Below are 23,871 nucleotides of genomic sequence, written 5' to 3' on the forward strand. Positions count from 1 at the left end.
GAACGAGGGACGACTGTGGACCGAAGAACCGAGCACGCCGCGTTTCTCCGAGAGCGCGACCCCGACCCCACCGACTGCCCGCCCGATCCGGACGCCGTCCGGGCGTGGAAGGATTCCGCCTACATTTCCGACGACGTTTTCACGCTCCGCCTGAAGGCGTCGGAAACCAGCGAGGAGACCTTGTCGCGGCTCATCGGCGGCGGACCTTTCACCGCGGACACGGGGGCGATGGATTGGCGGCCCGAACTCGACGCGGTCCTCACCCGCCCCCCTCTTGAGGAGGCCCGGTTCACGGCCGGCACGCTCTACGGGACCGACCACGGCCGAATGCTGTTCCATGGCCTGGTGGGCCGCTTTCTCTCCCATTACCGATCCGGACTCGTCGAAGCCGCCGAGTCCGACCCGCGGCTGCGGCGGAATCCGGATCTGCTCGCCCCAACGGCCCTCCGCTCCCTGATCGAGGACCTGGCGGGGGAACTCGTCCGTATCAGCCACCGGACACTCATCCTCGAACTGAACGTCGCCAGCAGCCGCGGCGAGCTGGAGGGCGCAACGCCGGAGGAGCGCTACGACTTCTACGACACCCGCCTGCTCTCCTCCCCTGAGCGCCTCGATGCGCTGTTCACCGAGTACCCGGTGCTCGGCCGCTCCATGATCGAGGCGGGCCGCACCTGGCACGCCACGGTGCTCGAGATGCTCGGGCGGCTGGCCGACGACGTCCCGGAGCTGCGGCGGGCCCGCCTGGTCGGGGACGGCGCGAAGGTCGCCGAGTACCGTTCCGGCCTGGGGGACCGGCACCTGGGCGGACGCACGGTGACCCTGGTGACCTTCACCGACGGGGCCCGCGTGTACTACAAGCCCCGCTCGGTCGAGCCCGAGCGCGTCTACCGGAAGACGATCGGCCTGCTCAACGAGCATTGCCCGGAGCTGGGCCTGGAGACGGTGCACGTACTGCCCCGGGAGGGGTACGGCTGGTGCGCACCGGTCCGGTACCGGCCCTGCGCCGACCGGGCGGCGGTCGCGCGCTTCTACCGCAGGACCGGCGGTGTCCTCGCGGCACTCCACTTCCTGGGCGCCGTGGACGTCCACGCCGAGAACCTCATCGCCGCAGGAGACCAGCCCATCCCGATCGACCTGGAGACGGTGCTCCAGCACACCTCGGTCTCGGAGCAGGCCTCGGACTCGGCGGGCGAGCGGGCCGCCGACCTCCTCGCCCAGAGCGTGATGGCCCCCCTCGTGCTCCCCGTGCGCGCCCTCGGGGACGGACAAGAGGAGAGCGTGGACATCAGCGCGATCGGGGGCGGCGTCGCGCGCAGCGTGAACCGCCGCGCCCCCACCCTGGTCGATCCGTTCACCGACGTCATGCGCATCGACGCCGGTCCGCTCCGGTCAGGGACCGGGCAGAACCGGCCGTTCCTCGACGGCGGCGAGGTGCTCCCCGGGGACCATGCGGACGACGTGGTGCGCGGCTTCACCGAGGCCTACGACGCCATCGCTGGGAACAAGGCGGTCTTCCGGGCCGTGCTGCGTGGCGCGCGCGCGGTCCCCGTGCGCTATATCGCCCGACCCACCCGGCGCTACGCCCTCTTCCTGCGCGAGTCCCGGCACCCTGACTACCTGCGCTCGGCTCTCGACGGCGAGCGGCTGCTGGAGAAACTGTGGACGGCCGTGAACACGCGGCGCGACCTCGCCCCGCTGGTCGAGCACGAGCGGCGGCGGCTCCAGGCCGGCGACATCCCCGCCTTCCACAGTCGACCGGGATCGACCTCTCTGTTCGCCGGCGACGAGGTGGTCGCCGAGGGGTTCTTCGGCGAGCCCGTGGTGGACGTCCTCGAACGCAAGCTCGACCTGTTCGGGCCCGAGCACCGAGCCACGCAGCTCGACATCATCGAGGACGCACTGGCGGCGCTGCCCCGTTCCACCCCGCCCGCCCGCGACCGGCCCCGCCGAGGCGGCCCCCTGCCCGTCGGCGCGGGACCCCGGGACGCGGCCCGGGCCCTGCTGGACTCCCTGGCCGATGACGCGCTCCTGGGCGCAGACGACTGCACATGGATCGGCATCAACCTGGACGGCATCCGGGACGAGTCGATCGAGTTCCGGCCGATGACCACCAGCCTGTACGACGGTCTCGCCGGGATGGCCTTCGTGTTCGCCTACGGCGCCGGCGTCTTCGGCAGCGACGCCTACGCCGACCTCGCGCGGCGCAGCCTGGCCCCGGTCACGGCCGAGCTGCGGGAGGCCGCCCGCAACGGCACCGTCAAGAGCGTGGGCGGCTACAGCGGCATCGCCGGGGCCCTCTACGCCCTGGACCACGCCGGCGCCGCGCTGGGCGATCCGGCCTACACCGACCTCCTCCAGGACCACCTGGTCCTGCTGCGCAAGGGCGCCGAGGCCGAGGAGAGCCCCGACCTCGTCTCCGGCCTGGCCGGGTGCGGAGTGGTCGCCGGACGGCTGTACGAGCGGTACGGACTGCCCGAACTGCAGGACATCGCCCGGGTGTGCGCGGAGCGGCTGGAGGCCACGGGGGTCGGCGTCGGCGGCGGAACCGCCTGGCCCAGCGCCCCCGGCGGCCCGCTGCTCGGAGGGTTCTCGCACGGTGCCGCCGGAATCGGCTGGGGGCTGCTGCACATGGCCGACACCCTCGGGGACAGCGCCGTGCGCGACCTTGGCGCGTCCGCGCTCGCCTATGACCAGAGCCTCGCGGTGCCGGGCCGGGACGCCTGGCGCGATCTGCGGACCTGGCGCGACCGTACCGGCATGGCAGACGTCCACCCGGCACTGTGGTGCCACGGCGCCACCGGGATCGGGATCTCGCGTCTGCTGGCCCACGGACACACGCCCGGCTCCGGGTACGACGCGCAGGCACGCAGCGCCTTGCGCGCCGTCCGAGACCGCGGTTACCTGGGCAACCAGTGCCTGTGCCACGGCGACTTCGGCAACATGGAGCTGTTCGCGCTGGCCGACGCTGTCCTGCCCGAGGCCGAGTGGGGGGAGCGGCGCGACACGATGGCCGGGCGGCTCCGGGACGTCCTCGGCTCGCGCGGCTTCGACTTCGGCCGGATCATCGGCCGGAACGTCTTCGGCCTGATGATGGGCAAGGCGGGTGTCGCCCTGTCCCTGCTCCGCCTTGCGGCGCCCGGCCGGGTGCCCTCCGTCCTGTGGCTCGAAGGCCCTGTCTCCGACCCCGAGGGGCGGGTTGCGCAGTGAACAAGCACGCGATCACCGGGGACCTCCCGGGGTTCGGGGGCAAGCGTGTCGTGGTCGCCGGGTGCGGCGCCCTGGCCGTAGCCGGGCTCCCGGGTCTGGTCCAGCAGTTCCAGCACGCCTACCCGGACGCCGACGTGGAGGTGGTACTGACACGGCAGGCCCTGCAGTTCGCCACCGCGACGACGGTCAACCTCGTCACCGGGCGCCCTTTCACGCTGGACGAGTGGGGCGAGGGCCCGCATGAGGAGGCCCCGCATGTGCGCCTGGCGGCGTGGGCGGACGCATTCGTGGTCTACCCGGCGACACTGCACTTCGTGAGCCGCCTGGCCAATGGACTGGCCGACACGCCGCTGATGCTCGCCCTGCAGTGCACGTGCGCGCCGATCGGGGTGGCGCCGTCGCTGCCGCCGGGCGGCTTCGAGGGCCACGCCTACCGGCGCGCGGCCGCCCTGCTCAAGGAACGCCCCCAGGTGGTACTGGCCGACCCCGTCCCCGGGCGCAGCCTCTCCACCGGAAAGGCCAATGTGGGCGCCCCCGCTCCCATGGCCGAGCTGTTGGGTCTGCTTGCGCAGGTGCTCACGGCCGCCGATGGCGAGCGGGACCGGTGAGCCCCCGCACCGCCCGCCCCGCGGGGCCCGGCGCCCGGCCCGGCCCCCTGCGCTCCGTCCTCTGGCCTCACGTGGTCGCCGACCGCCGCCGGCTCGGCAGCGCCGCCGCCCTGTCGCTCCTGGCCACCGCGACCGTGGTTCTGCAGCCCCTCGCCCTTCGGCAGGCCGTCGACGCCGTCGGCCGCTCCGACCCGGCCGGCCCGGCCGTCGCGGCGCTGGTGGCCCTGTCGCTCCTGGCCGCCTCCGCCCGCGCAGGGCAGTCCTACCTGCTGCAGGCCTCCGCGGAACGGCTGGTCCTGGGGATCCGTACCGTGCTGACCGGCCGGGTGCTCCGACTGCCCATGGCCGAGCTCGACCGGCGCAGCCGCGGCGACCTGGTCTCCCGCGTCGGTGCCGACACCTCCCTGGTCCGCGCCACGGTCACCGGAGGGGCCTTCGACATCGCCTCGGCCGCCCTGGTCTTCACCGGCGCGATCACGGTGATGGCCGTGCTCGACCCGATCCTGCTGGCCGCGACCGTCGGCCTGCTCGCCGGTGCCGCGGCCGTCGCGGCACGGCTGGGCACCCGGATCCGCTCGGCCGCACGGGAGTCGCAGGAGCGGCTCAGCGCCGTCGTCGCGGTCGTGGAACGCGCCCTGCCCGCCCTGCGGACACTGCGCGCCACCGGCGCGACCGGCGGGGAGGCGCGAAGTGCGCAGCGCGCCGCGCAGGAAGCGTACGCCGCCGGCGTGCGGGCCGCTCGGGTGCGGGCCGGGATCCAACCGGTCATGGCGCTCTCCGTTCAAGGAGCGTTCATCGTCGTCCTTCTTGTGGGCGGAGCACGGGTCACCGACGGTGCGATCGGCCTCGGCGAGCTGGTGGCGTTCCTCTTCTACCTGTTCCTGCTGGCCGCCCCCCTCTCGCAGGCGATGGCCGCATACGGTGAGATCCAGAGCGGGGTGGCCGCGCTGGACCGGATCGGCGAGATCCTGCGTCTGGCCGAAGAAGAGGAGGAGGGGGCGCACCGTCGCGGCGGTGACCGCGGAGAGGGCCCGGTCCCCTCAGCCCGTCCGGCGCCCGCCGTCGAGCTCGACCGGGTGCGGTTCGCCTATCCGGACGGACCGGAAGTGCTCAGAGACGTCTCGCTCCGCATCGAGCGCGGGCGCACCACCGCGCTGGTCGGTCCGTCGGGCGCCGGAAAGTCGACGATCCTCGCTCTGATCGAGCGGTTCTACGACCCGGACTCCGGAACCGTGCGGGTCGACGGCACCGACACGGCGACCATGGAGCGCGCGCGGTTGCGGTCCCGCCTCGGCTACCTGGAGCAGGCCGCGCCCGCCCTCTCCGGCACACTCGCCGAGAACCTCCGCCTCGCCGCGCCCGAAGCCTCCGACGCGGATCTGTCGCGCGCCCTCGCCGACGTCGGTCTGAGCGGGCTCGTGGAGGACTCCCCCGATGGGCTCTCCACCCGCGTCGGGGACGGCGGCACCCTGCTCTCCGGTGGCCAGAGGCAGCGCCTGGCCTGGGCACGCGTCCTGCTGGCGGACCCCGAGATCCTCCTGATGGACGAGCCGACGTCCAGTGTCGACGCGCGCACCGAACATGCGCTGCACGAGCTGCTCCTGCGCACCCGCGCCGGGCGCACCGTAGTCGTGGTGGCCCACCGCCTGTCCACCGCGATGACCGCCGACCGCATCGCCGTGGTCGATGGAGGACGGATCCGCGCAGTCGGCACCCACGGGCGACTGATGGAGCGCGACGCGCTCTACCAAGAGCTGGCCGCGCGGCAGTTCATCGGACCGGCCGTTCCGGGGAGGGGGCGGGACGACAGGGCGGCGTTCCCCGTCTGAGGGCGCGACCGGCCTCAGACCTGCCGCACCGGGCCGATGCGGTCCGGGACCAGGTCGGCCCCGCGGTCGCCCAGCCACCCCAGGGCCCGCTCCAGGGGGCCGCGGCCCAGCAGCAGTTTCCAGGCCGTGCACGCCACCAGTGCCGTGCCCACGAACGCCTCCCACCGGAACGGCGCCACGTCCTCGAAGGACATGCCTCCGATCGCCATCACGACGATGTGCCCGGCGTACACCGTGAGCGCCATGGCGCCCGCCGCCGACAGGGGGTAGAGCAGCACCCGCGCGCGCTCCGCCGCGAACAGGCAGGCCGTCAGGACCAGCAGGGAGGTGCCGATCGCCCCGATCGCCTCGTAGCTCGTTCCGCTGTGCGGGCTGGCGATGAGCAGCCACACCGGCGAGTCCGTGGGGACCTGCCCGTGCATGTTGCCCATCTCCTCCACGACCCAGTCGCGCATGGGCTCCAGCGCGGCGGTGTCCAGGTCGCTCGTACCCCACGTCGAGGCCGCGACGTCGGAGGCGAGCCGGTCCACCCCGCCCAAGGGGAACAGCAGCAGCCACGACCCGCCGTAGCCCAGCAGGGCCAGGCCGGCGCCGGTGCACACCATCCCGATGCGGACGCGGGTCGCGGCCAGGTCCAGCCGCCCCACCGCCATGCCCGCCACCACGAACGCCATGAAGGTGAACGCCGGGTAGTAGCCGGTGAGCAGGAGGTCGGTGATGCCGCCGATGGAGTTCTCGCGAAAGCCCGTGCCGCCCATGGCCGACCGGATCGCGAACGAGGCCTGCGGGCCGGCCACCGCGATCGCCGCCGCCGTGCACGCGAGCGCGGCCGGGCCCAGCCGCAGCAGCGGAAGGGCGAGCACGAAGAACCCGGCGTAGTAGGCCAGGATGACCGCGACCGGGGCGTCGAGGAGGTCCAGGAACATCCCGAGCAGCGCCAGCACGATGGCCCGCACCAGGATGCGCGCCATGGGGCGGCGCAGGTCCGGGCCGGGCAGCGGGCGCGTCCTGCCGGTCATCAGGGCCAGCGACAGGCCGGCCAGGAACGCGAACAGGGCCGAGGAGCGGCCGCGGGCCAGTCCGTGGAAGGTGTCGGCCGCCTCCTGGCCCAGGAGCCCGGCCAGGCCGAGCGAGCCGACCCCGAGGTGCACGGTGAGCATGCCGAAGACGGCGAGGGCGCGCGCTGCGTCGACCCCGGCGATGCGCTCGCGCGCCGCGGGGGCCGCCTGCCCGTCACGGGGACGGGGGTCGTTAGGCGGTGTCACGCGCCCACCCTAGGAGGTATTGCGGTGGTTTGGGGTGGTCGGTGACGGAACTGCCCCGCGACGCCGGACGGCCGAACGGGGCCGGCCCGGCGGGGGCGGGGGACGCCTCGTGCGGCCGTCCCCCGCCCTTCGGTCCGACAGCCGACCGCTCAGTCGCCGGTACCCGCGAGCGAGGAGAAGTAGTCCAGCGCCTCGGGGTTGGCCAGGGAGTCGCGGCTGGCCACCTTCTCGGGGCGCTCGCCCATGAGGATGCGCTTGACCGGCACCTCCAGCACCTTGCCCGACAGGGTCCGCGGCACCGCGGCGATCGCCCGCACCGCGTCGGGCACGTGCCGCGGCGAGCAGTCCTCGCGGATGCGGCGCGCAAGCGCCTTGGTGAGCGCCTCGTCCAGCTCGGCACCCTCGCGCAGCACGGTGAACAGCTCGATGCGCGAGCCGCCGTCCTTCTGCGGGACGTCCACCACGAGTGCGTCGACGACCTCGTCCAGGGCCAGCACGGCCCGGTAGATCTCGCTGGTGCCCATGCGCACCCCGCCCCGGTTGATGGTGGAGTCGGAGCGGCCGTAGATGACCGCGGTGCCGCGCTCGGTGATCTCGATCCAGTCGCCGTGCCGCCACACCCCCGGGTACATGGAGAAGTAGCTGTCGCGCAGCCGCTCCCCCTGCTCGTCGCCCCAGAAGTACAGCGGCATGGAGGGCGCCGGCTCGGTCACCACGAGCTCGCCGACCTCGCCGACCAGTTCCTTGCCCTCGGGGTCCCAGGCGGCGACGGCCATGCCCAGGGAGCGCGCCTGGATCTCGCCCTCGTAGACCGGCAGCGTGGGCACACCCCCCACCAGGCAGCTGCAGATGTCGGTGCCGCCGCTGGTGGAGAACAGCCACAGGCCGTCGCCGAACTCCTCGTAGCACCAGTCGAAGCCTTCAGGGCTCAGCGGCGATCCGGTGGAGCCGATGGCGTGCAGCGCCGAGAGGTCCCGCCCCTCGGCCGGGTGGATCCCGGCCTTCATGCACGTGGACAGGTACCCGGCGCTCGTGCCGAACACGGTGACCCCGGCGCGTTCGGCCAGGTCCCACAGGGACCCCAGGTCGGGGTGGGCGGGGCTGCCGTCGTACAGGACGATGGAGGCCCGGGTGAGCAGCACGCTCACCAGGAAGTTCCACATCATCCACCCGGTGGTGGTGAACCAGAAGACCCGGTCGTCCTCGTGCGCGTCCAGGTGCAGGTTGAGGTTCTTGAGCTGCTCCAGCAGGATCCCGCCGTGGCCCTGCACGATCGCCTTGGGCAGGCCCGTGGTGCCCGAGGAGTAGAGCACCCACAGCGGGTGGTCGAAGTCGACCCGCTCGAACTCCAGCCCGGCGCCCTCGCCGGCGCGTTCCAGCGCCTCCCAGGACAGCGCGTCCTCGGGCACCTCCTCCCCCAGGTAGGGCAGGACGACGGTGTGCTCCAGGGTGGGCATCTGCGCGCGCAGTTCGCGCACGGTGTCCGCCCGGTCGAAGTCCTTGCCGCCGTAGCGGTAGCCGTCGACGGCCAGCAGCACCTTGGGCTCGATCTGGGCGAAGCGGTCGATGACGCTGCGCACCCCGAAGTCGGGCGAGCAGGAGGACCAGACGGCCCCGATGGAGGCGCAGGCGTAGAACGCGGCGGCGGTCTCGGCGACGTTGGGCAGGTAGGCCACGACCCGGTCGCCGGGGCCGACGCCGAGGCGGCGCAGCCCGGCGGCGATGGCGGCGGTGCGCCGCTTGAGCTCGCCCCACGTCCACTCGCCGAGCACGCGCAGCTCGGAGGCGTGGCGGATCGCCACCGCGTCGTCGTCGCGGTCGGCGAAGACGTGCTCGGCGTAGTTCAGGCGGGTGCCGGGGAACCAGCGGGCCCCGGGCATGGCGCGCTCGGCGAGGACCTGGTCGGGCGGGGTCGAGGAGCGGACGCCGTAGTAGTCCCAGACCGCCGACCAGAACCCTTCGAGGTCGGTGGTGGACCAGCGCCAGAGGGAGTCGTAGTCGGCTTCGTCCACCGCCGCCCCCCGCTCCGCGCGCGCCCACCGGGCGAAAGCGGTGATGTTGGCCCGTTCCCGCCGGTCGCTGCCGGGGGTCCAGAGCACGGGGGGTTGTGGCTGCGTCATTGCTCGCGCCCTCCTATGTCGCGCAGGCGAGCGGTCGGCCGCGCCCGCCGCTCAGGGTGGGGCCGCCGCCGTGATGTGACGCCCATCTAACAACAGGGTTTCCGTGGCGCGCATCACCGGGGTCGGTGATCCGCAGGTAGGCAGGCGTTTCCCTGGGGCGGGAGACCTCTTCCCCCGGCGTTCAAGCCTGCGGGGGCGATGAGGTGCACACCATGGGCGCGAGCCGCACAGGAGGGAAGACGGGCGTGGACGGGGGCGCCATACCTGCCACGGGCCCGCCCCGCCGCTACATATAGCGGTCGAGGCTCCGCGTGCGAACGGCCCAGGGAAGCGAGGGGACGTGCGCGAAGTCGCCCATCGGCCCTTCGGTGAGCTGCATGTACTTCCCCTCCTCGGGGGAGCTGTGGAGGGTCCAGAGGTCCCCGCTCTGGCGGATGACCATGTAGCTCGGCACGCCGAGCGCGGCGTACCTCTCCTTCTTCCCGAACTCGTCCATGATCCGCGATGCCGGAGAGACGACTTCGACGGCCAGGAGAATCGTGTGTCCGGGCCGCATCCCCGTTCTGGGGAGTTCCGTCCCCTCCTCGTACACGGCGACGTCCGGTCGCAGCTCGTCGTCAGTGCCGGGGAAGACCACGGACGCGTCCATCGTCGCGGGGTAGCCGTTGTGCCGTGCCTGCAGCAGGATGTCCAGCTGGATCTCCTGGTGCAGCTGGGACGGTGACGGTGAAATGATGATCTCCCCGTTGACGACCTCGTAGCGGATTCCGTGTCGATCCAGCAGCTCGGCGGCTCTGGACTGGGGAACCGGGGATTCGGCGACCGTCATCCGTCTACTCCTTCAGGGCGTGGTACCAGGCCTCGCGGCTGATCACCGTCGCCTCCCATGCTAGCCCCAGGGCCTTCTCAGCGCAGGCCGCGAACTCTCCGGGCTCCAGGCCGGCCATGGCCTCGGGCAGCGCTCCCAGAAGCGGGGCCCCGGCCTCCGCCGGGAGGTCCCCGAGGTTGCAGCGCTCGGCGAGGCCGGGCTCCCGGGGCCAGCTGCCGATCACCACGCCCGTGCACTCGATCCTGCGGCGGCGCAGCGCCTCGGCGGTCAGCGCGGTCTCGTTCAGGGTGCCCAGGCCCGCCCGGGCGACCAGCAGGACCGGGGCCGACAGCCGCACCGCCACGTCGGCGAGGGTCGCGCCGGCCTCGTCCCAGCGCACCAGCAGCCCGCCCGCGCCCTCGACCAGGACCAGGTCGTGGCCGCCGTGCAGGTCGGCGGCGGCCCGCGCCGCCCGCTCGGCGGACAGCCCCGGCATCCGGGCCCGGCGGGCGGCGACGGCCGGGGCGAGCGGGTCGGGGTAGCGGACCAGCTCGCGCACGGTCGCCCCCGGGACCAGGCGGGCCACCTCCTCGGCGTCTCCCGCCTCCCCCGGCGCCACCCCGGTCTGCGCCGGTTTGAGCACGGCCACCCGGCGGCCCGACCGCACGCCGAGCGCCGCCAGCGCGGCCGTGCACACGGTCTTGCCCACCCCGGTCCCGGTACCGGCGACGAGCACCACCGTCATCGGGTCGCCTCCAGGGAGGCCCCGGCGGCGGCGAGCATGCCGCCGGTGATCGCCTCCAGGTCGGATTCGCCGCAGACATAGGGGGGCATGGCGTAGACGTTGTTGCGGAAGGGCCGCAGCCAGCACCCGGCCGCGACGGCGGCGCGGGGGGGGGGCNCTCGATGACGCCGATGGCGCCCAGCACGCGCACGTCGCGCACGCCGGGCAGGTCCCGGGCGGGCGCGAGCCCTTCCTGCAGGCCCCGCTCGACCCGCGCGACGCCGCCGCGCCAGTCCCCGCCGGTCAGCAGGCCCACGCTCGCCGCCGCCACCGCGCACGCCAGCGGGTTGCCCATGAACGTGGGCCCGTGGGCGAGCACCGGCACCTCCCCCTCCGAGATGCCGCGCGCCACCTCCGGCGTGCACAGGGCGGCGGCGAGCGTGAGGTAGCCGCCGGTGAGCGCCTTGCCCAGGCACATCACGTCGGGGACCACCCCGGCGTGGTCGGCGGCGAACAGGGCCCCGGTGCGGCCGAAGCCGGTGGCGATCTCGTCGAACACCAGGAGCAGCCCGTGCTCCCGGGTGATGCGGCGCAGCGCGCGCAGGTACCCGGGGCTGTGGAAGCGCATGCCCCCGGCCCCCTGCACCACGGGCTCCACGATGACGGCCGCGAGCTCGTCGGCGTGCTCGGCGACCGTCCGCTCCAGGTGGGCGACGTAATCGGGGTCGGGGTCGGCGTCGAAGCCCTGGGGCGGGGCGTCGGCGAACACCTGCCGGGGAAGGACGTCGCCCCAGAGCGTGTGCATGCCGCCCTCCGGGTCGCACACCGACATGGCGTGGAAGGTGTCCCCGTGGTACCCGCCGCGCCAGGTCATGATCCTGCGGCGTTGCGGCCTGCCCTGCGAGCGCTGGTACTGCAGGCACATCTTGAGGGCGACCTCGACCGACACCGACCCGGAGTCGGCGAGGAACACGTGCCGCAGGTCGCCCGGGGCCGCGGCGGACAGCAGCGCCGCCAAGCGCGCGGCGGGCTCATGGGTCAGACCGCCGAACATGACGTGGCCGAAGCGGTCGATCTGGGTGCGGGCGGCGGCGTCGAGGACGGGGTGGCGGTAGCCGTGGATCGCCGACCACCAGGAGGACATGCCGTCGACGACCTCCCTTTCGCGGCCGTCGTCGCCGACGAGGCGCAGGCGCGTGCCCTCGGCACCGGTGACGACGTAGGGGGCGCCGGCGGCGCCGGGCCCCACGGACGAATAGGGGTGCCAGAGCAGGTCGCGGTCGACTTCGCGGACCCACTGGGCTGCGGCGTCTGCGGCCGCGGCGGGGTCGGCGCCACTGGAGGCCGGTCGGGTCGGAGACGTCATGATCGGTCATCCTCCCTAGGGCGCACGGCGCCCGGCGATGCTCCGCCGCACAGATTTGCGCGCGCGATGTTTGTGTCTTCTCGCGCATGACGGCGCCCCGCGGACCGTGTGAGGCTCCCCGTGTCCGCTTCCAGGCGGCGCGGGCGGGCGGTGGACCAGCGCCGCCCGCCCGCGGGGGCGGTCCCGGGGCGGTCGGCCCGGGGCGAAGGAGGCATCCCGCTGAACTGACGAAAGCCCCGGTGAGGCGGCGCCTCGGAAGCGGGGGTGCGCCAGGACCCGACGGAGGACCAGATCGTGGGGACGACCCTGTCCGCTCGAGTGGCGGGGCCGCGATCCGCCCGGGCCGGCACGGGTGCCGGACCGGCGGGCGCCGCAGACCGCCCCGCGCACCGAACGCCCCGGCAGAAAGGCATCGACCGTGACCGCGACGACCGGCGACACCGCGCCGCACGCCCGGCCGCGCTCCACCCCCTCAGGGCCCTTCGCCTGGCTCTCCGGCGCCGCAGAGCGGCGGGCCGCCTCCGGGCTCACCCGGGTCCTGCGCCCGCGCGCCCACGATGACGACGTGCTCGACCTGGCCTCCAACGACTACCTCGGGCTCGCCCGCCGCCGACGGGTCACGGACGCCGCCGCGGGCGCGGCACGGCGCTGGGGCGCAGGAGCGACCGGATCGCGGCTGGTCACCGGCGACACCCTGCTCCACCGGGCCCTTGAGGAAGAGCTCGCCGACTTCACCGGGGCCGAGTCCGCGCTCGTGTTCTCCTCCGGATACGCCGCCAACCTCGCCATGGTGACGGCGCTGTCGGGCCGGGGCGCCCACCTGGTGTGCGACCGCCTCAACCATGCCTCCCTCATCGACGCCGCCCGGTTGGCCAAGGCCTCGGGCGCCCGCGTCTCGCTGTTCGACCACGCCGATCCGGCCTCGGCCGAGCGCGCTCTGCACGGACCGGACCCGGCGGGGAGCGAGCGGCGCCTCGTCGTCTCCGACACCGTCTTCTCCGTGGACGGGGACCTCACCGACCTCTCCGGCCTCTCGGCCGCCTGCCGCGCGGCGGGGGCGGCGCTCCTGCTGGACGACGCCCACGGCCTCGGTGTCGTCGGGGCGGGCGGCGCGGGCGCCCCGACCGCCGCCGGACTGCGCGGCGCCCCGGACACCGCGGTGTCGGTGACGCTGTCGAAGTCCCTGGGCGCGCAGGGCGGGGCCGTGCTCGGTCCGGCGCCCGTCATCCGGCACCTGGTGGAGACCGCGCGCACGTTCATCTTCGACACCGGACTCGCCCCCGCCTCCACCGGGGCGGCCCTCGAAGCGCTGCGCCTGCTGCGCGCCGACCCCGGACTCACCGAGCGGCTCCGCGAGCGCGCCCGGTCGCTCTCCCGCGGGCTCGCCGGGCACGGCCTGCGCGCCTCGCTCCCCGACGGCGCCGTGGTCTCCGTGGCCGCGGACACCCCTGAGGAGTGCGTGCAGTGGGCGCGGCGGTGCGCCGAGCACGGTGTGCGCGTGGGCTGCTTCCGCCCGCCCTCGGTCCCCGACGGCGTCCCCCGCCTGCGCCTGACCGCCCGTGCCGACCTCTCCGCCTCCGAGGTGGACCGCGCGATCGACACGGTGGCCCGGACCCGCCCCAAGGGGCCGGACGGACCGGCCCCGGTGTCGTGACCCGGGTTCCGGCCTCAAGGCCGCGGCCGCGGCCGCGGCCGGCTCTGAGTGCGCATCGGGCGGACCTGGGACCCCGATCGAGGACAGGACGGCCCACCGCTCTCTGAGCGGTGCACCGAGCGAGGACGCCGTCCCGGGTGTCCAGGGCGGGACGGCCCTTCCGGATCCGGCCACGGTGTGATGCGCACCTCCCGCCCCGTGTCCGCACTGGTCGGCGGGGATCGGCCGGCGTACGCCCGCCTTCCGGTGGCGCAGGCCCCCGCGAGCGGCGGCGCCGATACTCCGCGGGCGCCGCGACCGCGGGTACCCTGCCCATCGGAGCCAGGGCCGCGAGGCGAGCGAAGGGCGGTGGCCGACCGTGCGCGCACCCCGACTCGGCCGCCGCGGCACCGTGCTCGCCGCCGCCGCCGGATCGATGGTCCTGCTGCTCGTCCTCGCCCTTGCGGTGCCCGTCACCCGCGACGGGCTGGCCGGCGCCTGGTGCTCGGCGACCGGGACCGGCTGCGCGCCCGGCGGGGGCCCACCCGGCGAGGAGCCGGGATCCGCGGACGACTGGCGGCTGGCCATGGAGCCGGTCGAGGCCGCCACCTGGGGCCACTACCTGGCCCTGGGCGACTCCTACTCCTCGGGCGACGGCGCCGGCGACTACCGCTCCGGCGCCGGCGACGACGGCTGCTACCGCTCGGAGAACGCCTACCCCGCCCGCACCTCCGAGGCCTTCGCGTTCTCCGGCGGCTTCGGCTTCGTCGCCTGCAGCAAGCACAAGGGCGCGCAGCTGCTGGAGGAGATCGGCGAGGAGGACGCCCAGCTGGACGCGATCGGGGAGTACACCTCCCTGGTGAGCCTGGGGATCGGCGGCAACGACCTGGGCTTCACCCCGGTGCTGCGCACCTGCATGGTGCGGGTCCCGCTGGTCTCCGGCGGCGTGTGCCAGGGGCAGGAGGAGGACATCGACCGGCGGATGCGGGCCTTCGACGACACCCTGGAGGACATCATCGCCGAGGTGCGCGACCGCGCGCCCGACGCCCGCCTGCTGCTCGTCGGCTACCCGCGCCTGTTCCCCGAGGACCCCTCCGGCATGTACTACACGCTGACCGTGGAGGACCAGGCCTGGCTGAACGAGACCGTGCGGCGCTTCAACGACCGGCTGCGCGCCACGGCGCGTGAAGCGGACCGGGAGATCGCCGAGCAGGGGGACGTCGGCAGTGTCGAGTTCGTCGACACCTACACCGCGCTCAAGGGCCACGAGGTGAGCGCGGAGGGGGCCTGGCTCAACGGGGTCGTGCTGGAGGGGCTGACCGACGGCATCCGGGTCGACCGGAGCAGCTTCCACCCCACCGCCGAAGGGCAGCGGGCGTTCGCCCGGAGGGTCCGCACCCAGGTGGAGGAGGGCCCGGACCGGGAGCTGTACGCCACCAGGGAGACCGTCGACTCCGCGGGGCCCGAGGTCCTCGCCCGCGACCTGGACTGACCCGCGGCACGGAGGCGCCGGGGCCGGGTACGCGGGTCCGGTGCGCGCCCGGACCCGCGTACCCGGTCCCCCGGGGTCAGCCCCGCCCGGCCTTGAGGTCGGCCAGGACCGCGCCCAGCTGGTCGAGGCCCCAGTTGAGGTCCTCCTCGGAGATCACCAGCGGCGGGGAGAGCCGGATCGTCGACCCGTGGGTGTCCTTGACCAGGACGCCGCGCTCGACCAGCAGCTCGCACATGCGGCGGCCGCTGGCCAGCGACGGGTCCACGTCGATCCCCGCCCACAGGCCGATGCTGCGGGCCGCCACCGCGCCGTCGCCGACGAACTCCTTCAGGCGGGTGCGCAGCACCTCGCCGAGCCGCCGGGCGTTCTCCAGGTAGGGGCCCTCGTTGAGCATCCGCACCACGGTGCGCCCCATCGCGCCCGCCATCGGGTTGCCGCCGAAGGTGCTGCCGTGCTGGCCCGGCTGGATCACCCCGAGCACCGACTCGTCGGCGACCATCGCCGAGACCGGGAGCACGCCCCCGCCCAGCGCCTTGCCGAACAGGTAGGCGTCGGGCACCACGCCGGTGTGCTCGCAGGCCCGCACCGTTCCGGTGCGGCCCAGCCCGGACTGCACCTCGTCGGCGATGAGCAGCACCCGCTCGCGGTCGCACAGCTCGCGCAGGCGCGGCAGGTAGTCCGGCGGGGGCACCACCACCCCGGCCTCGCCCTGCACCGGCTCCACCAGGACCGCGGCGGTGGTGCCGTCGACCGCCTCGGCGACCGCCTCGGCGTCGCCGTAGGGCACCGAGCGGAACCCGGGGGTGTAGGGGCCGAAGCCGCCGTAGGCGTCGGGGTCGGAGGAGAAGGAGACGATGGTGGTGGTCCGGCCGTGGAAGTTGCCGCCGGCCACGACGATGGTGGCCTCCCCGTCGGGGACGCCCTTGACGTCGTAGGCCCACCTGCGGGCGACCTTGACGGCGGTCTCGACCGCCTCGGCGCCGGTGTTCATGGGCAGCACGCGCTCCTTGCCCGCCAGGTCCCCCAGTGCGGCGACGAACGGCGCGAACTGGTCGTTGTAGAAGGCGCGGCTGGTGAGCGTCACCCGGTCCAGCTGGTGGTGGGCGGCGGCGAGCAGGTCGGGGTTGGCGTGGCCGAAGTTCATCGCCGAGTATCCGGCGAGCATGTCGAGGTGGCGCCGCCCCTCCACGTCGGTCACCCAGGCGCCCTCGCCGGAGGCGATGACGACCGGAAGGGGCGCGTAGTTGTGGGCCGAGCGGGCCTGGGCCAGGGCGATGTGGTCGGCGGTGGAGACAGGAGGACCGGAGGGGTCTCCTCCGGAGGGCCTGCTTCCCAGAACGCGGGTGTCGCTCATCCAGGTGTCCCTTTCCGATCAACGCTGATCGTGTCGCTCTTGGGATACCCCGCGGCCCGCGGACGATACGCGCGCCCCGGGGGACCCACAGCAGAAGAACAGACGTCGCTCAGGGGGCACAAGGGTCCGTTCGGAGACAGAGAGGACGGGGGGCGCGGGGAAGCCGGGAGTGGACATATGGACACGTTCGAGCGCCGCGCCCGGCCGAAAGCCCAGTCCCGGCGCTCCGCAAGGGTCCGACAGGGCGCGCCGCTCGGGGACTCCCCTTGGGCGGCGACGGCCCGGGCGGCAGAGCGGACACGGTTCCGGGCGCCCAGTGGAACGGGTCCAGGGCTTCCGAAAACCCGTCACTCAGGCCGGATTCGGCGCCGCATCCAGGCCGGGAGTCCTTAGACTAGGGCGTGTTTCCCGCGCCCCGCGCGAACCCGCGGAGTCCTTGCGGCCTCTGAACGGGTGACGGCCGGCCTTCGCCGGGGACCGTCCGGGAAGACGAGACGCCCGGGGCGCGGCGTCCCGACGCCCGCCCCTCCGCAGGCCGCCGCCGTGCGCCCCGCCTCCCCAGACCCATCGACGAAACGCGAGACATGGCCAAACCAATCGGCACCCACGCCCTCAACCTGGTCCGCGGCGCCCTGATCGGCACCGCCGAGGTGGTGCCCGGGATCAGCGGCGGCACCGTCGCCCTGATCACCGGTATCTACGAGACCATCATCACCTCGGCTGGCCACGTGGTCAGCGGCATCCGCCTCACCGTCTCCGACCTGCCCCGCGGACGCGGCACGGCGCGCGCCGCAGCCGAGTTCCGCCAGGCCGACTGGGCCGCGGTGTTCGCGGTGCTGATCGGTATGGCGGCGGCGGCCCTGACCGCGGCCAAGCTGCTGGCCCCGCTGGTGGAGTCCGAGCAGCAGTTCGCCTACGCCGTGTTCTTCGGCCTGGTGCTGGCCTCGGTCTACGTGCCCTACTCCAGCACCCCCGAGCGCTGGCGCATCGGCGACTACCTGCTGGCGCTCGGCGTTGCGGCGGTCGCCTTCGTGCTGATCGGGCTCCCGCCCTCGCAGATCGAGCCCAACCCGCTGATCGTGGTGTGCGCGGCCGCGGTCGCGGTCTCCGCCCTGGTGCTGCCGGGCATGTCGGGTTCGCTGATCCTGCTGACGCTCGGCCTGTACGCCCCCACCATGAACGCCCTCAACGACCGCGACCTCGGCTACATCGGCACCTTCTTCCTGGGCGCCCTGATCGGCGGGGCGCTGTTCGTCAAGCTCCTGCAGTGGCTGCTGGACCGCCACCACCACCTGGCCATGGTGGTCATGACCGGCCTGCTCGCCGGCTCCCTGCGCGCGCTGTGGCCCTGGCAGCACGAGGACCGCACCTTCTACGCCCCCACGGAGGTGCCGTTCACCGTCCTGCTGATGGCCGTCGGCTTCGCCGTCGTGGTGGCCGTGCTGCTGCTGGAGCGCGCGACCCGCTCCCGGCGCGGGGACGGCGACGGGCACGCGGACTCGCGCGGCGAGGGCCGCGGAGGAGGCGGCGCCCCGCGCGGCGGCAGGCACGCCCGACCCGCCTCCGCAGCCGCACCGCGCATGTGACACGCTGATCGCACACCCTGCCGGGCCGCCGTCGACGGCCCGGCCGCAACCGAATACCGGCGCGGGGTGCCGCGCGGAGCCCTCCTCCGCCCGCGGCTGAGATCAGACCCGTCGAACCTGCACTAGCTCGCACTAGCGAAGGGACGCCCATGAGCTCCTTCAACATCCTGTCCGTCGCCGGGACCGACCCCAGCGGCGGCGCGGGGATCCAGGCCGACCTCAAGGCCTTCTCCGCACTCGGGGGGTACGGCATGAGCGTGGTGACCGCCCTGGTCGCGCAGACCACCACCGGGGTGGCGGCGGTGCACCGGGTGCCCCCGGAGTTCATCACCCGCCAGCTCGACGTGCTGCTGCAGGACGTGCGGGCCGACGCCGTCAAGATCGGCATGCTGGGCGACACCGACGTGATCGCCGCCGTGGTCGGGGCGCTGGACGCCTACCGGCCTCCGCACGTGGTCCTGGACCCGGTCATGGTCGCCAAGAGCGGCGACCGGCTGCTGGCGGCCGACGCGATCGAGGCCGTGCGCACCGAACTGCTGCCGCGCGCCGACCTGATCACCCCGAACCTGCCCGAGGCCGCCGAGCTGCTGGGCGAGCCGGAGGCGGCCGACACCGCCGCCATGGAGGCCCAGGCCCGCCGCCTGCTGGAGCTGGGCGCCCGCCGGGTGCTGATCAAGGGCGGCCACCAGGACACCGCCCAGAGCACCGACCTGCTGGTGGAGCCGGGGGCCCAGGCCCGGGCGTTCTCGGCGCCGCGGGTGCCGACCGGCAACACCCACGGCACCGGCTGCACCCTGTCGTCGGCCATCGCCGCCCTGCTCCCGCAGCGGGACGGCTGCGCGGCGGCGGTGCGGGAGGCCAAGGACTACCTGACCGGGGCGCTGCGGCGCGCCGACGAGCTGGACGTGGGCGCGGGCAAGGGGCCGGTCCACCACTTCCACGCCTGGTGGTGACCGGGCCCGCCCTCCGACGGAAGAAGGGCCCGTCCGCGCAGGCGGACGGGCCCTTCTTCCGTTCCCCGGTACCGCTCGGGGGCGCTAGCGGTTCTCCGGGACCCGGATGTCCGGGTTCTTCCACTCGGGGTTGGAGAAGTAGCGGCGGGTCTCGGCGACCACCACCGGCGAGAGCAGCAGCAGCCCGACCAGGTTGGGCAGCGCCATCAGGCCGTTGGCGATGTCGCTGAACAGCCAGACCACGTCCAGCTGGGCGGTGGCGCCGACGAAGACCACCAGGACGAAGACCACCCGGTAGAAGGGCACCACGCGGTGGCCGGCCAGGTAGTCGACGCAGCGGTCGCCGTAGTAGGACCAGCCCAGGATGGTGGTGAAGGCGAAGACCACCACCGCGATCGCGAGCATGTACCCGGCCATCGGCGCCAGGGCCGGCGAGAGCGTGCCCAGCCCCTCCTGCAGCGCCGCCGAGGTGAGCTGCGCGCCGTCGTCGTCGCCGTGCTCCCAGACGCCCGTGACGATGATGACCAGGCAGGTCATGGTGACCACGATGATGGTGTCGATGAAGGTCTGGGTCATCGAGACCATCGCCTGGCGCACGGGCTGGTCGGTCTTGGCCGCGGCCGCCGCGATGGCGCCGGTGCCCAGACCGGACTCGTTGGAGAAGATGCCGCGGGCCACGCCCATCTGCAGCGCGATCAGCACGGTGGAGCCGACGAAGCCGCCGGTGGCCGCGGTGCCGGTGAAGGCGTCGGTGACGATCAGCGCCAGCGCGGCGGGCAGGTCGCCCACGTGGACGATGAGCACCACCAGGGTGACGGCGATGTAGAGCAGGATCATCACCGGGACCACCGCCGAGGCGACCCGGCCGATGCTCTTGATGCCGCCGATGACGACGATGCCGATGAGCACCGTCATCACCGCACCGGTGATCCACGGGGCCACGTTCCAGTTCTCCGAGACCTGCTGGGCCACGGTGTTGGCCTGGGTCCCGTTGCCGATGCCGAAGGCCGCGATCGCGCCGAAGAGCGCGAACAGGAAGCCCAGCGTGGTGCCCAGGCCGCCGGACAGGCCGTTCTTCAGGTAGAACATCGGCCCGCCGCTCTGCTTGCCGACGGCGTCGCGCTGGCGGTACTTCACGCCCAGCAGGGCCTCGCTGTACTTGGTGGCCATGCCGACCAGGCCGGTCATCCACATCCAGAACAGCGCGCCGGGGCCGCCGATGCCGATGGCCAGGCCGGCTCCGGCGATGTTGCCGACGCCGACGGTGGCCGCCAGCGCGGTGCTGAGCGCCTGGTAGTGCGAGATGTCGCCTTCGCCGTCGGTCTCCTTGCGGCGCACGAAGGCCAGCCAGAGGGCGTGGACGAGCTTGTGGAACTGCAGCAGTCGCAGGCGGACCGTCAGGAACAGCCCCGTGATCAGCAACAGGGGGATGAGGACCCACGGCCCCCAGATGATTCCCGATAGGTCTTCCAAAAGGCTCACGGTCTGTTCCACGTGAGGGCTCCCAATCGATCTCGGACGGGGGGACGGGGGCACGGTGCGCCCGGAGGTCGCCGGACGCCCCGAGGGGGTGATCCCCTGGCGGGCACGGACTCCAGGGTCAGGAGGCGCCGCAATCCGCCAGGTTCACACCGATTCGTCACGTTCACGTCACGTTCCCTCCACACACCGGTTGCGGAGGGCCCGTGACCAGCGGAAATCAACGGGTCATCCGCTGTCCTGGCCGCCGGCCTCCGCCCCTCCGGCGGCGCCGGCGCCGCCGTCGGCCTGCTCCAGCGCCAGCCGGCTCAGGGCCCGGGCGGCCTCGTCCGGGTCGGCGCCCCGGCCGACGGCGATGCCCAGCAGGAAGGTGGTGACCGGGGCGGCCGGCCGCGCCACCGAGTGCGCGGCGTCCCGGGCGAGGTCGAGCACGCGGTCGACGTCGTCCTTGCCGACCTCCTCCGGCAGGTCGAGTTCTGCGCACACCAGGCGCGCCCACTCCACGAGCGTCATCAGTGCTCCTCATGAGGAATGTGCGATGAAGACTGCTCGCGATCCTAGAGCCATCCGCCGCCGAGCGCGCGCTAGAAGCGCGGCGGGGCTCCGTACCGGCCTTCTCGGCGCCGTGCGGCGGGCCCACCCCCAAGGGCGCCGAGTGCCTACCGCTAGGGTTGCCCGCGCAGAGGAGCGGGACCGGCCCTTCCGCGATGTCCGGCCCCGCTCCTCGCCCCCGCTTTCCGGGTTCGCTTCGGTTGTCGTTTCGGCGTCCGCCCGCCGCCGTGCCGTCGGCGCCCCTTCCGTGCGCCCCACCTCAGGCGGCCGCCGCGACGGGCTCGGCGACCTCGGCAAGCACCTCTTCCAAGCGGTCCAGGTGCGCACGGATCCAGGGGAGGCCCGTGGGGTCGTCCACGGCCAGCGCCGCATAGCGCTCGGCGTCGGAGTCCCCGTAGAGCAGGCTGGTGGCCACCCTCAGGCGCAGGGCCTCTGAGCCCTCGCCGAACTCCACGCCCGGCAGCGCGCCCAGGCCGTAGCGCTCCAGCAGCATCCGGCTCAGGCCGGGCCCGTCGACCACGCCGAAGTCGGCGGCCAGCCGCTCCCGGTGGGCCTCGAAGTCGGGGTAGAGGTAGAAGGCGGCCCGCGGTTCGGCCACGCGCGCGCCCACGGCGGTGAACCGCTCGGCCACCGCGCGCGCGACCGCGCCGTGCAGGCGGCGGCTCCGCTCGACGTGGGCGACCAGCTCTGCGGGCTCCTGGAAGGCCATCGCCCCGGCGCGCTGGACGGGGCCTGCGGGGCTGGACCAGATCTCACTGGCGACGCCCAGCAGCCCGGCGCGCAGGCGCTCCCCCAGCGGCCCCTCGGGCAGCCGGGCCACGCCCAGCCGCCAGCCGCCCAGGGCCAGGCTCTTGCTCAGGCCCGTGGTGACCACGGTCCGCTCCGGGGCGAACTCGGCGGGGCCGGGCACCTCGGTGGCCGGGTCGTGGACCAGGTCCCGGTAGATCTCGTCGGAGATGACCACCAGGTCCAGGGCGCGGGCGACCTCGGCCAGGCGCCGGACCGTGTCGGCGCCGGCCACGGTGCCGGTCGGGTTGTCGGGGACGGTGGCGATCACGGCGCGCACGTCGCGGCCCTGCTCGCGGGCGGTGCGCACGGCCTCGGCGAGCAGGTCGGGCTGGGGGACGCCGCCCTGGCCGCGCTCGGTGGGCACGAACAGCGGGCGCCGCCCGGCCAGGCGGGTCTGCGCGGCGTAGCTGACCCAGCTGGGGGCGGCGATCGCGGCGTCGCCGCCGATGCTCAGCAGCAGCGCGTACAGCAGCGGCTTGCTGCCAGGGCCGGCGACGACCATGTCGGGGTCGGTGTCCAGGCCGCGGCGGGCCCAGTAGCCGGCGGCGGCCTCGCGCAGCCCCCGCTCCCCGGCGACCGGCCCGTAGGAGTTGCACCCTCCCCCCGCGGCCAACGCGTCCCTCAGCGCGGAGTGGACGGGAAGCCCGGCCTCGCCGAAGCCCAGGGGGAGGACGGCCACGCCCTGGCGGCGCTTCTCCTCGAGGGCTTCGTTCACGGCGAGCGTGGCGGACACGGCAACAGACATGGAGAAATCGACCCCGCATACGTCCGGCGGCTGGTGGGAGGCCTGGGGCCGGTGGGGCCCACGGCCTCGCGACTTCAGCCTGCCCACTTCTACCCATCAGCACAAGCGACTCTTTTCGATGGTGAGCGTAAGGTGGTCTTATGCTCGATCTGCGACGGCTCCAGCTGCTGAAGGAATTCGCCGATAAGGGGACGATCGCGGCGACGGCCGCGGCGCTGGGATATACGGCCTCCGCCGTTTCGCAGCAATTGTCGGCCTTGGAGCGGGAGGCCGGGGCCCAGTTGCTGGACCGCACCGCCCGCAGTGCGGAGCTGACCGAGACCGGCAGGCTCCTGGCCGACCAGGCCGAGCAGATCCTGGCGCTGGTGGAGGCGGCCGAGGCGGTCCTGGACGAGCGGCGCGGGCAGGTGACCGGCCGGGTGACGGTGGCGGCCTTCCCGACCGCGGCGGTGGCGTTCGCGCCGCGCCTGGCGCAGAGCCTGCGCCGGCACACCGGCATGCAGCTGGTGCTGCGCCAGACCACCGAGGGGGCCGGGGTGCGCCAGGTGAGCGCCGCGGAGGCCGACGTCGCGCTGGTCGACGACTGGCGGGGGCGCCGCCCCGACACCGGCGCGGGCAGGCTCCGGCACGAGCACCTGCTGCGCGACCCGATGGTGCTGGCGGTCCCGGAAGGGCACCGGCTGGCCGACCCGGCGGTGCCCGTGGAGCTGGACCGGCTGCTGGACGAGGCCTGGATCGCCGCCCCGCAGGGCGAGCCGTCGCGCTACGGGACCGACACCCTGCTCGCGGACCTGGGCGGGGCCCCGCAGGCGGCGTGGGAGTTCGAGGGGCTGGGCACGATCCTCAGCCTCGTGTCCCGGGGCATCGGGATCGCGGCCGTCCCCGCCATGGCCCTGAGCTCGGGAACGGCCGGTCTGGCGTTCCGCAGGCTCCCCGCGCACGCGCCGTCGAGGGACGTCTACATGGCCGTCCGCGCGGCGAGCCTGCGGCGCCCGGCGATCGGGGTGACGCTCCGGGCCTTGAAGAAGGCCGCGCTAGACGTCCAACGCGACTTGGACGAGGCCCTCGACCGGATCCCGGGGACCGGGGACTGAAGGACCTGAGGGGCGGCGGTGACGTCCCACCCGGCTTCACCACGGCCGCGTCCGCCGTCGGTCGGGCGACCGAAGGCGGCCCGGGCCCGGCACAGAGCCGTGACGACGGCGCTGAACCGGTCGGACGGGAATGACACCACTCGGACACGGCCCCGGTGTGACGGCACCCCGCCCACGGCCGACGGCGTGCCGAGGGACCGCCCGCCAGGGGCAGGGCCCGGGGAGGGCTCCGAAAGCGGGCCCGTCCAGGGCAGTGGCGGGCGGACC

16 protein-coding genes, 1 pseudogene and 1 riboswitch are annotated in these 23,871 nt (G+C 74.1%); of the genes and pseudogenes, 8 read left to right on the forward strand and 9 right to left on the reverse strand.

Annotation, left to right across the window (positions count from 1 at the left end; translation table 11 throughout):
• Positions 1–15 precede the first annotated feature (15 nt).
• The 3 genes from D450_RS0101055 (at position 16) to D450_RS29135 (ending at position 5,644) form a co-directional block, all read left to right on the forward strand.
• Positions 16–3,207, forward strand: a complete 3,192-nt coding sequence (locus D450_RS0101055; protein ID WP_017536834.1) for a type 2 lanthipeptide synthetase LanM family protein — start codon at positions 16–18, stop codon at positions 3,205–3,207.
• Positions 3,204–3,815 (forward strand): flavoprotein, encoded by a 612-nt coding sequence (locus tag D450_RS0101060; protein WP_017536835.1) that lies wholly within the window; start codon positions 3,204–3,206, stop codon positions 3,813–3,815. Before D450_RS0101055 ends, D450_RS0101060 begins: the two co-directional genes overlap by 4 nt.
• Positions 3,816–3,886: 71 nt before the next feature.
• Positions 3,887–5,644 (forward strand): ABC transporter ATP-binding protein, encoded by a 1,758-nt coding sequence (locus D450_RS29135; protein ID WP_206539646.1) that lies wholly within the window; start codon positions 3,887–3,889, stop codon positions 5,642–5,644.
• Between the two features lie 14 nt (positions 5,645–5,658).
• On the opposite strand, the gene D450_RS0101070 is transcribed toward D450_RS29135, so the two are convergent.
• The 5 genes and pseudogenes from D450_RS0101070 to D450_RS29140 form a co-directional block, all read right to left on the reverse strand.
• On the reverse strand, positions 5,659–6,909 hold the full coding sequence (locus D450_RS0101070; protein ID WP_017536837.1) for a heparan-alpha-glucosaminide N-acetyltransferase domain-containing protein: 1,251 nt from the start codon (positions 6,907–6,909) through the stop codon (positions 5,659–5,661).
• A 149-nt stretch (positions 6,910–7,058) separates the two neighbouring features.
• On the reverse strand, positions 7,059–9,029 hold the full coding sequence (locus D450_RS0101075) for an acetoacetate--CoA ligase (RefSeq protein WP_026128311.1): 1,971 nt from the start codon (positions 9,027–9,029) through the stop codon (positions 7,059–7,061).
• Positions 9,030–9,315: 286 nt separating this feature from the next.
• Positions 9,316–9,858, reverse strand: a complete 543-nt coding sequence (locus D450_RS0101080; protein WP_017536839.1) for a Uma2 family endonuclease — start codon at positions 9,856–9,858, stop codon at positions 9,316–9,318.
• A 4-nt stretch (positions 9,859–9,862) separates the two neighbouring features.
• Entirely contained in the window at positions 9,863–10,582 is a 720-nt protein-coding gene (bioD, locus tag D450_RS0101085; RefSeq protein WP_017536840.1) for a dethiobiotin synthase, read from the reverse strand.
• A pseudogene (locus D450_RS29140) lies at positions 10,579–11,927 on the reverse strand (adenosylmethionine--8-amino-7-oxononanoate transaminase). The gene bioD and the pseudogene D450_RS29140 overlap by 4 nt, the downstream one beginning before the upstream one ends.
• A 352-nt stretch (positions 11,928–12,279) precedes the next feature.
• Between D450_RS29140 and D450_RS0101110 the strand changes: the two are divergent.
• Positions 12,280–13,581, forward strand: coding sequence for an 8-amino-7-oxononanoate synthase (locus D450_RS0101110; protein ID WP_017536845.1), 1,302 nt, complete (start codon positions 12,280–12,282; stop codon positions 13,579–13,581).
• Positions 13,582–13,939: 358 nt separating this feature from the next.
• Positions 13,940–15,052, forward strand: a complete 1,113-nt coding sequence (locus tag D450_RS0101115) for an SGNH/GDSL hydrolase family protein (protein WP_017536846.1) — start codon at positions 13,940–13,942, stop codon at positions 15,050–15,052.
• Between the two features lie 76 nt (positions 15,053–15,128).
• On the opposite strand, the gene rocD is transcribed toward D450_RS0101115, so the two are convergent.
• Entirely contained in the window at positions 15,129–16,406 is a 1,278-nt protein-coding gene (gene rocD, locus D450_RS0101120) for an ornithine--oxo-acid transaminase (protein WP_017536847.1), read from the reverse strand.
• A 584-nt stretch (positions 16,407–16,990) separates the two neighbouring features.
• Between rocD and D450_RS0101125 the strand changes: the two genes are divergently transcribed.
• Positions 16,991–17,992: a DUF368 domain-containing protein gene (locus D450_RS0101125; protein ID WP_017536848.1), complete on the forward strand. Its 1,002-nt coding sequence runs from the start codon at positions 16,991–16,993 to the stop codon at positions 17,990–17,992.
• A 52-nt stretch (positions 17,993–18,044) separates the two neighbouring features.
• Positions 18,045–18,153, forward strand: a riboswitch (TPP riboswitch).
• Positions 18,142–18,945, forward strand: a complete 804-nt coding sequence (thiD, locus tag D450_RS0101130) for a bifunctional hydroxymethylpyrimidine kinase/phosphomethylpyrimidine kinase (RefSeq protein ID WP_017536849.1) — start codon at positions 18,142–18,144, stop codon at positions 18,943–18,945. It overlaps the preceding riboswitch by 12 nt.
• Positions 18,946–19,029: 84 nt before the next feature.
• Here the strand turns inward: thiD and D450_RS0101135 are convergent, their stop codons facing one another.
• The 3 genes from D450_RS0101135 to D450_RS0101145 all read right to left on the reverse strand — a co-directional run bounded on the left by D450_RS0101135 (position 19,030) and on the right by D450_RS0101145 (position 22,510).
• A complete protein-coding gene (locus D450_RS0101135) occupies positions 19,030–20,439 on the reverse strand; it encodes an alanine/glycine:cation symporter family protein (protein ID WP_026128312.1) in 1,410 nt (469 codons plus the stop codon).
• Positions 20,440–20,652: 213 nt separating this feature from the next.
• The gene (locus tag D450_RS0101140; RefSeq protein WP_017536851.1) at positions 20,653–20,937 is read right to left on the reverse strand and encodes a DUF6457 domain-containing protein; all 285 of its coding nucleotides are present in this window, start codon (positions 20,935–20,937) and stop codon (positions 20,653–20,655) included.
• A gap of 298 nt (positions 20,938–21,235) precedes the next feature.
• Positions 21,236–22,510, reverse strand: a complete 1,275-nt coding sequence (locus tag D450_RS0101145) for a pyridoxal phosphate-dependent aminotransferase (RefSeq protein ID WP_039820009.1) — start codon at positions 22,508–22,510, stop codon at positions 21,236–21,238.
• Positions 22,511–22,650: 140 nt separating this feature from the next.
• Here D450_RS0101145 and D450_RS0101150 point away from each other — a divergent pair, with 140 nt between their 5' ends.
• Positions 22,651–23,604, forward strand: a complete 954-nt coding sequence (locus D450_RS0101150) for a LysR family transcriptional regulator (RefSeq protein WP_017536853.1) — start codon at positions 22,651–22,653, stop codon at positions 23,602–23,604.
• Positions 23,605–23,871: the final 267 nt, after the last annotated feature.

The sequence above is a fragment of the Nocardiopsis halophila DSM 44494 genome (genome assembly GCF_000341245.1).
Classification (GTDB): domain Bacteria; phylum Actinomycetota; class Actinomycetes; order Streptosporangiales; family Streptosporangiaceae; genus Nocardiopsis_A; species Nocardiopsis_A halophila.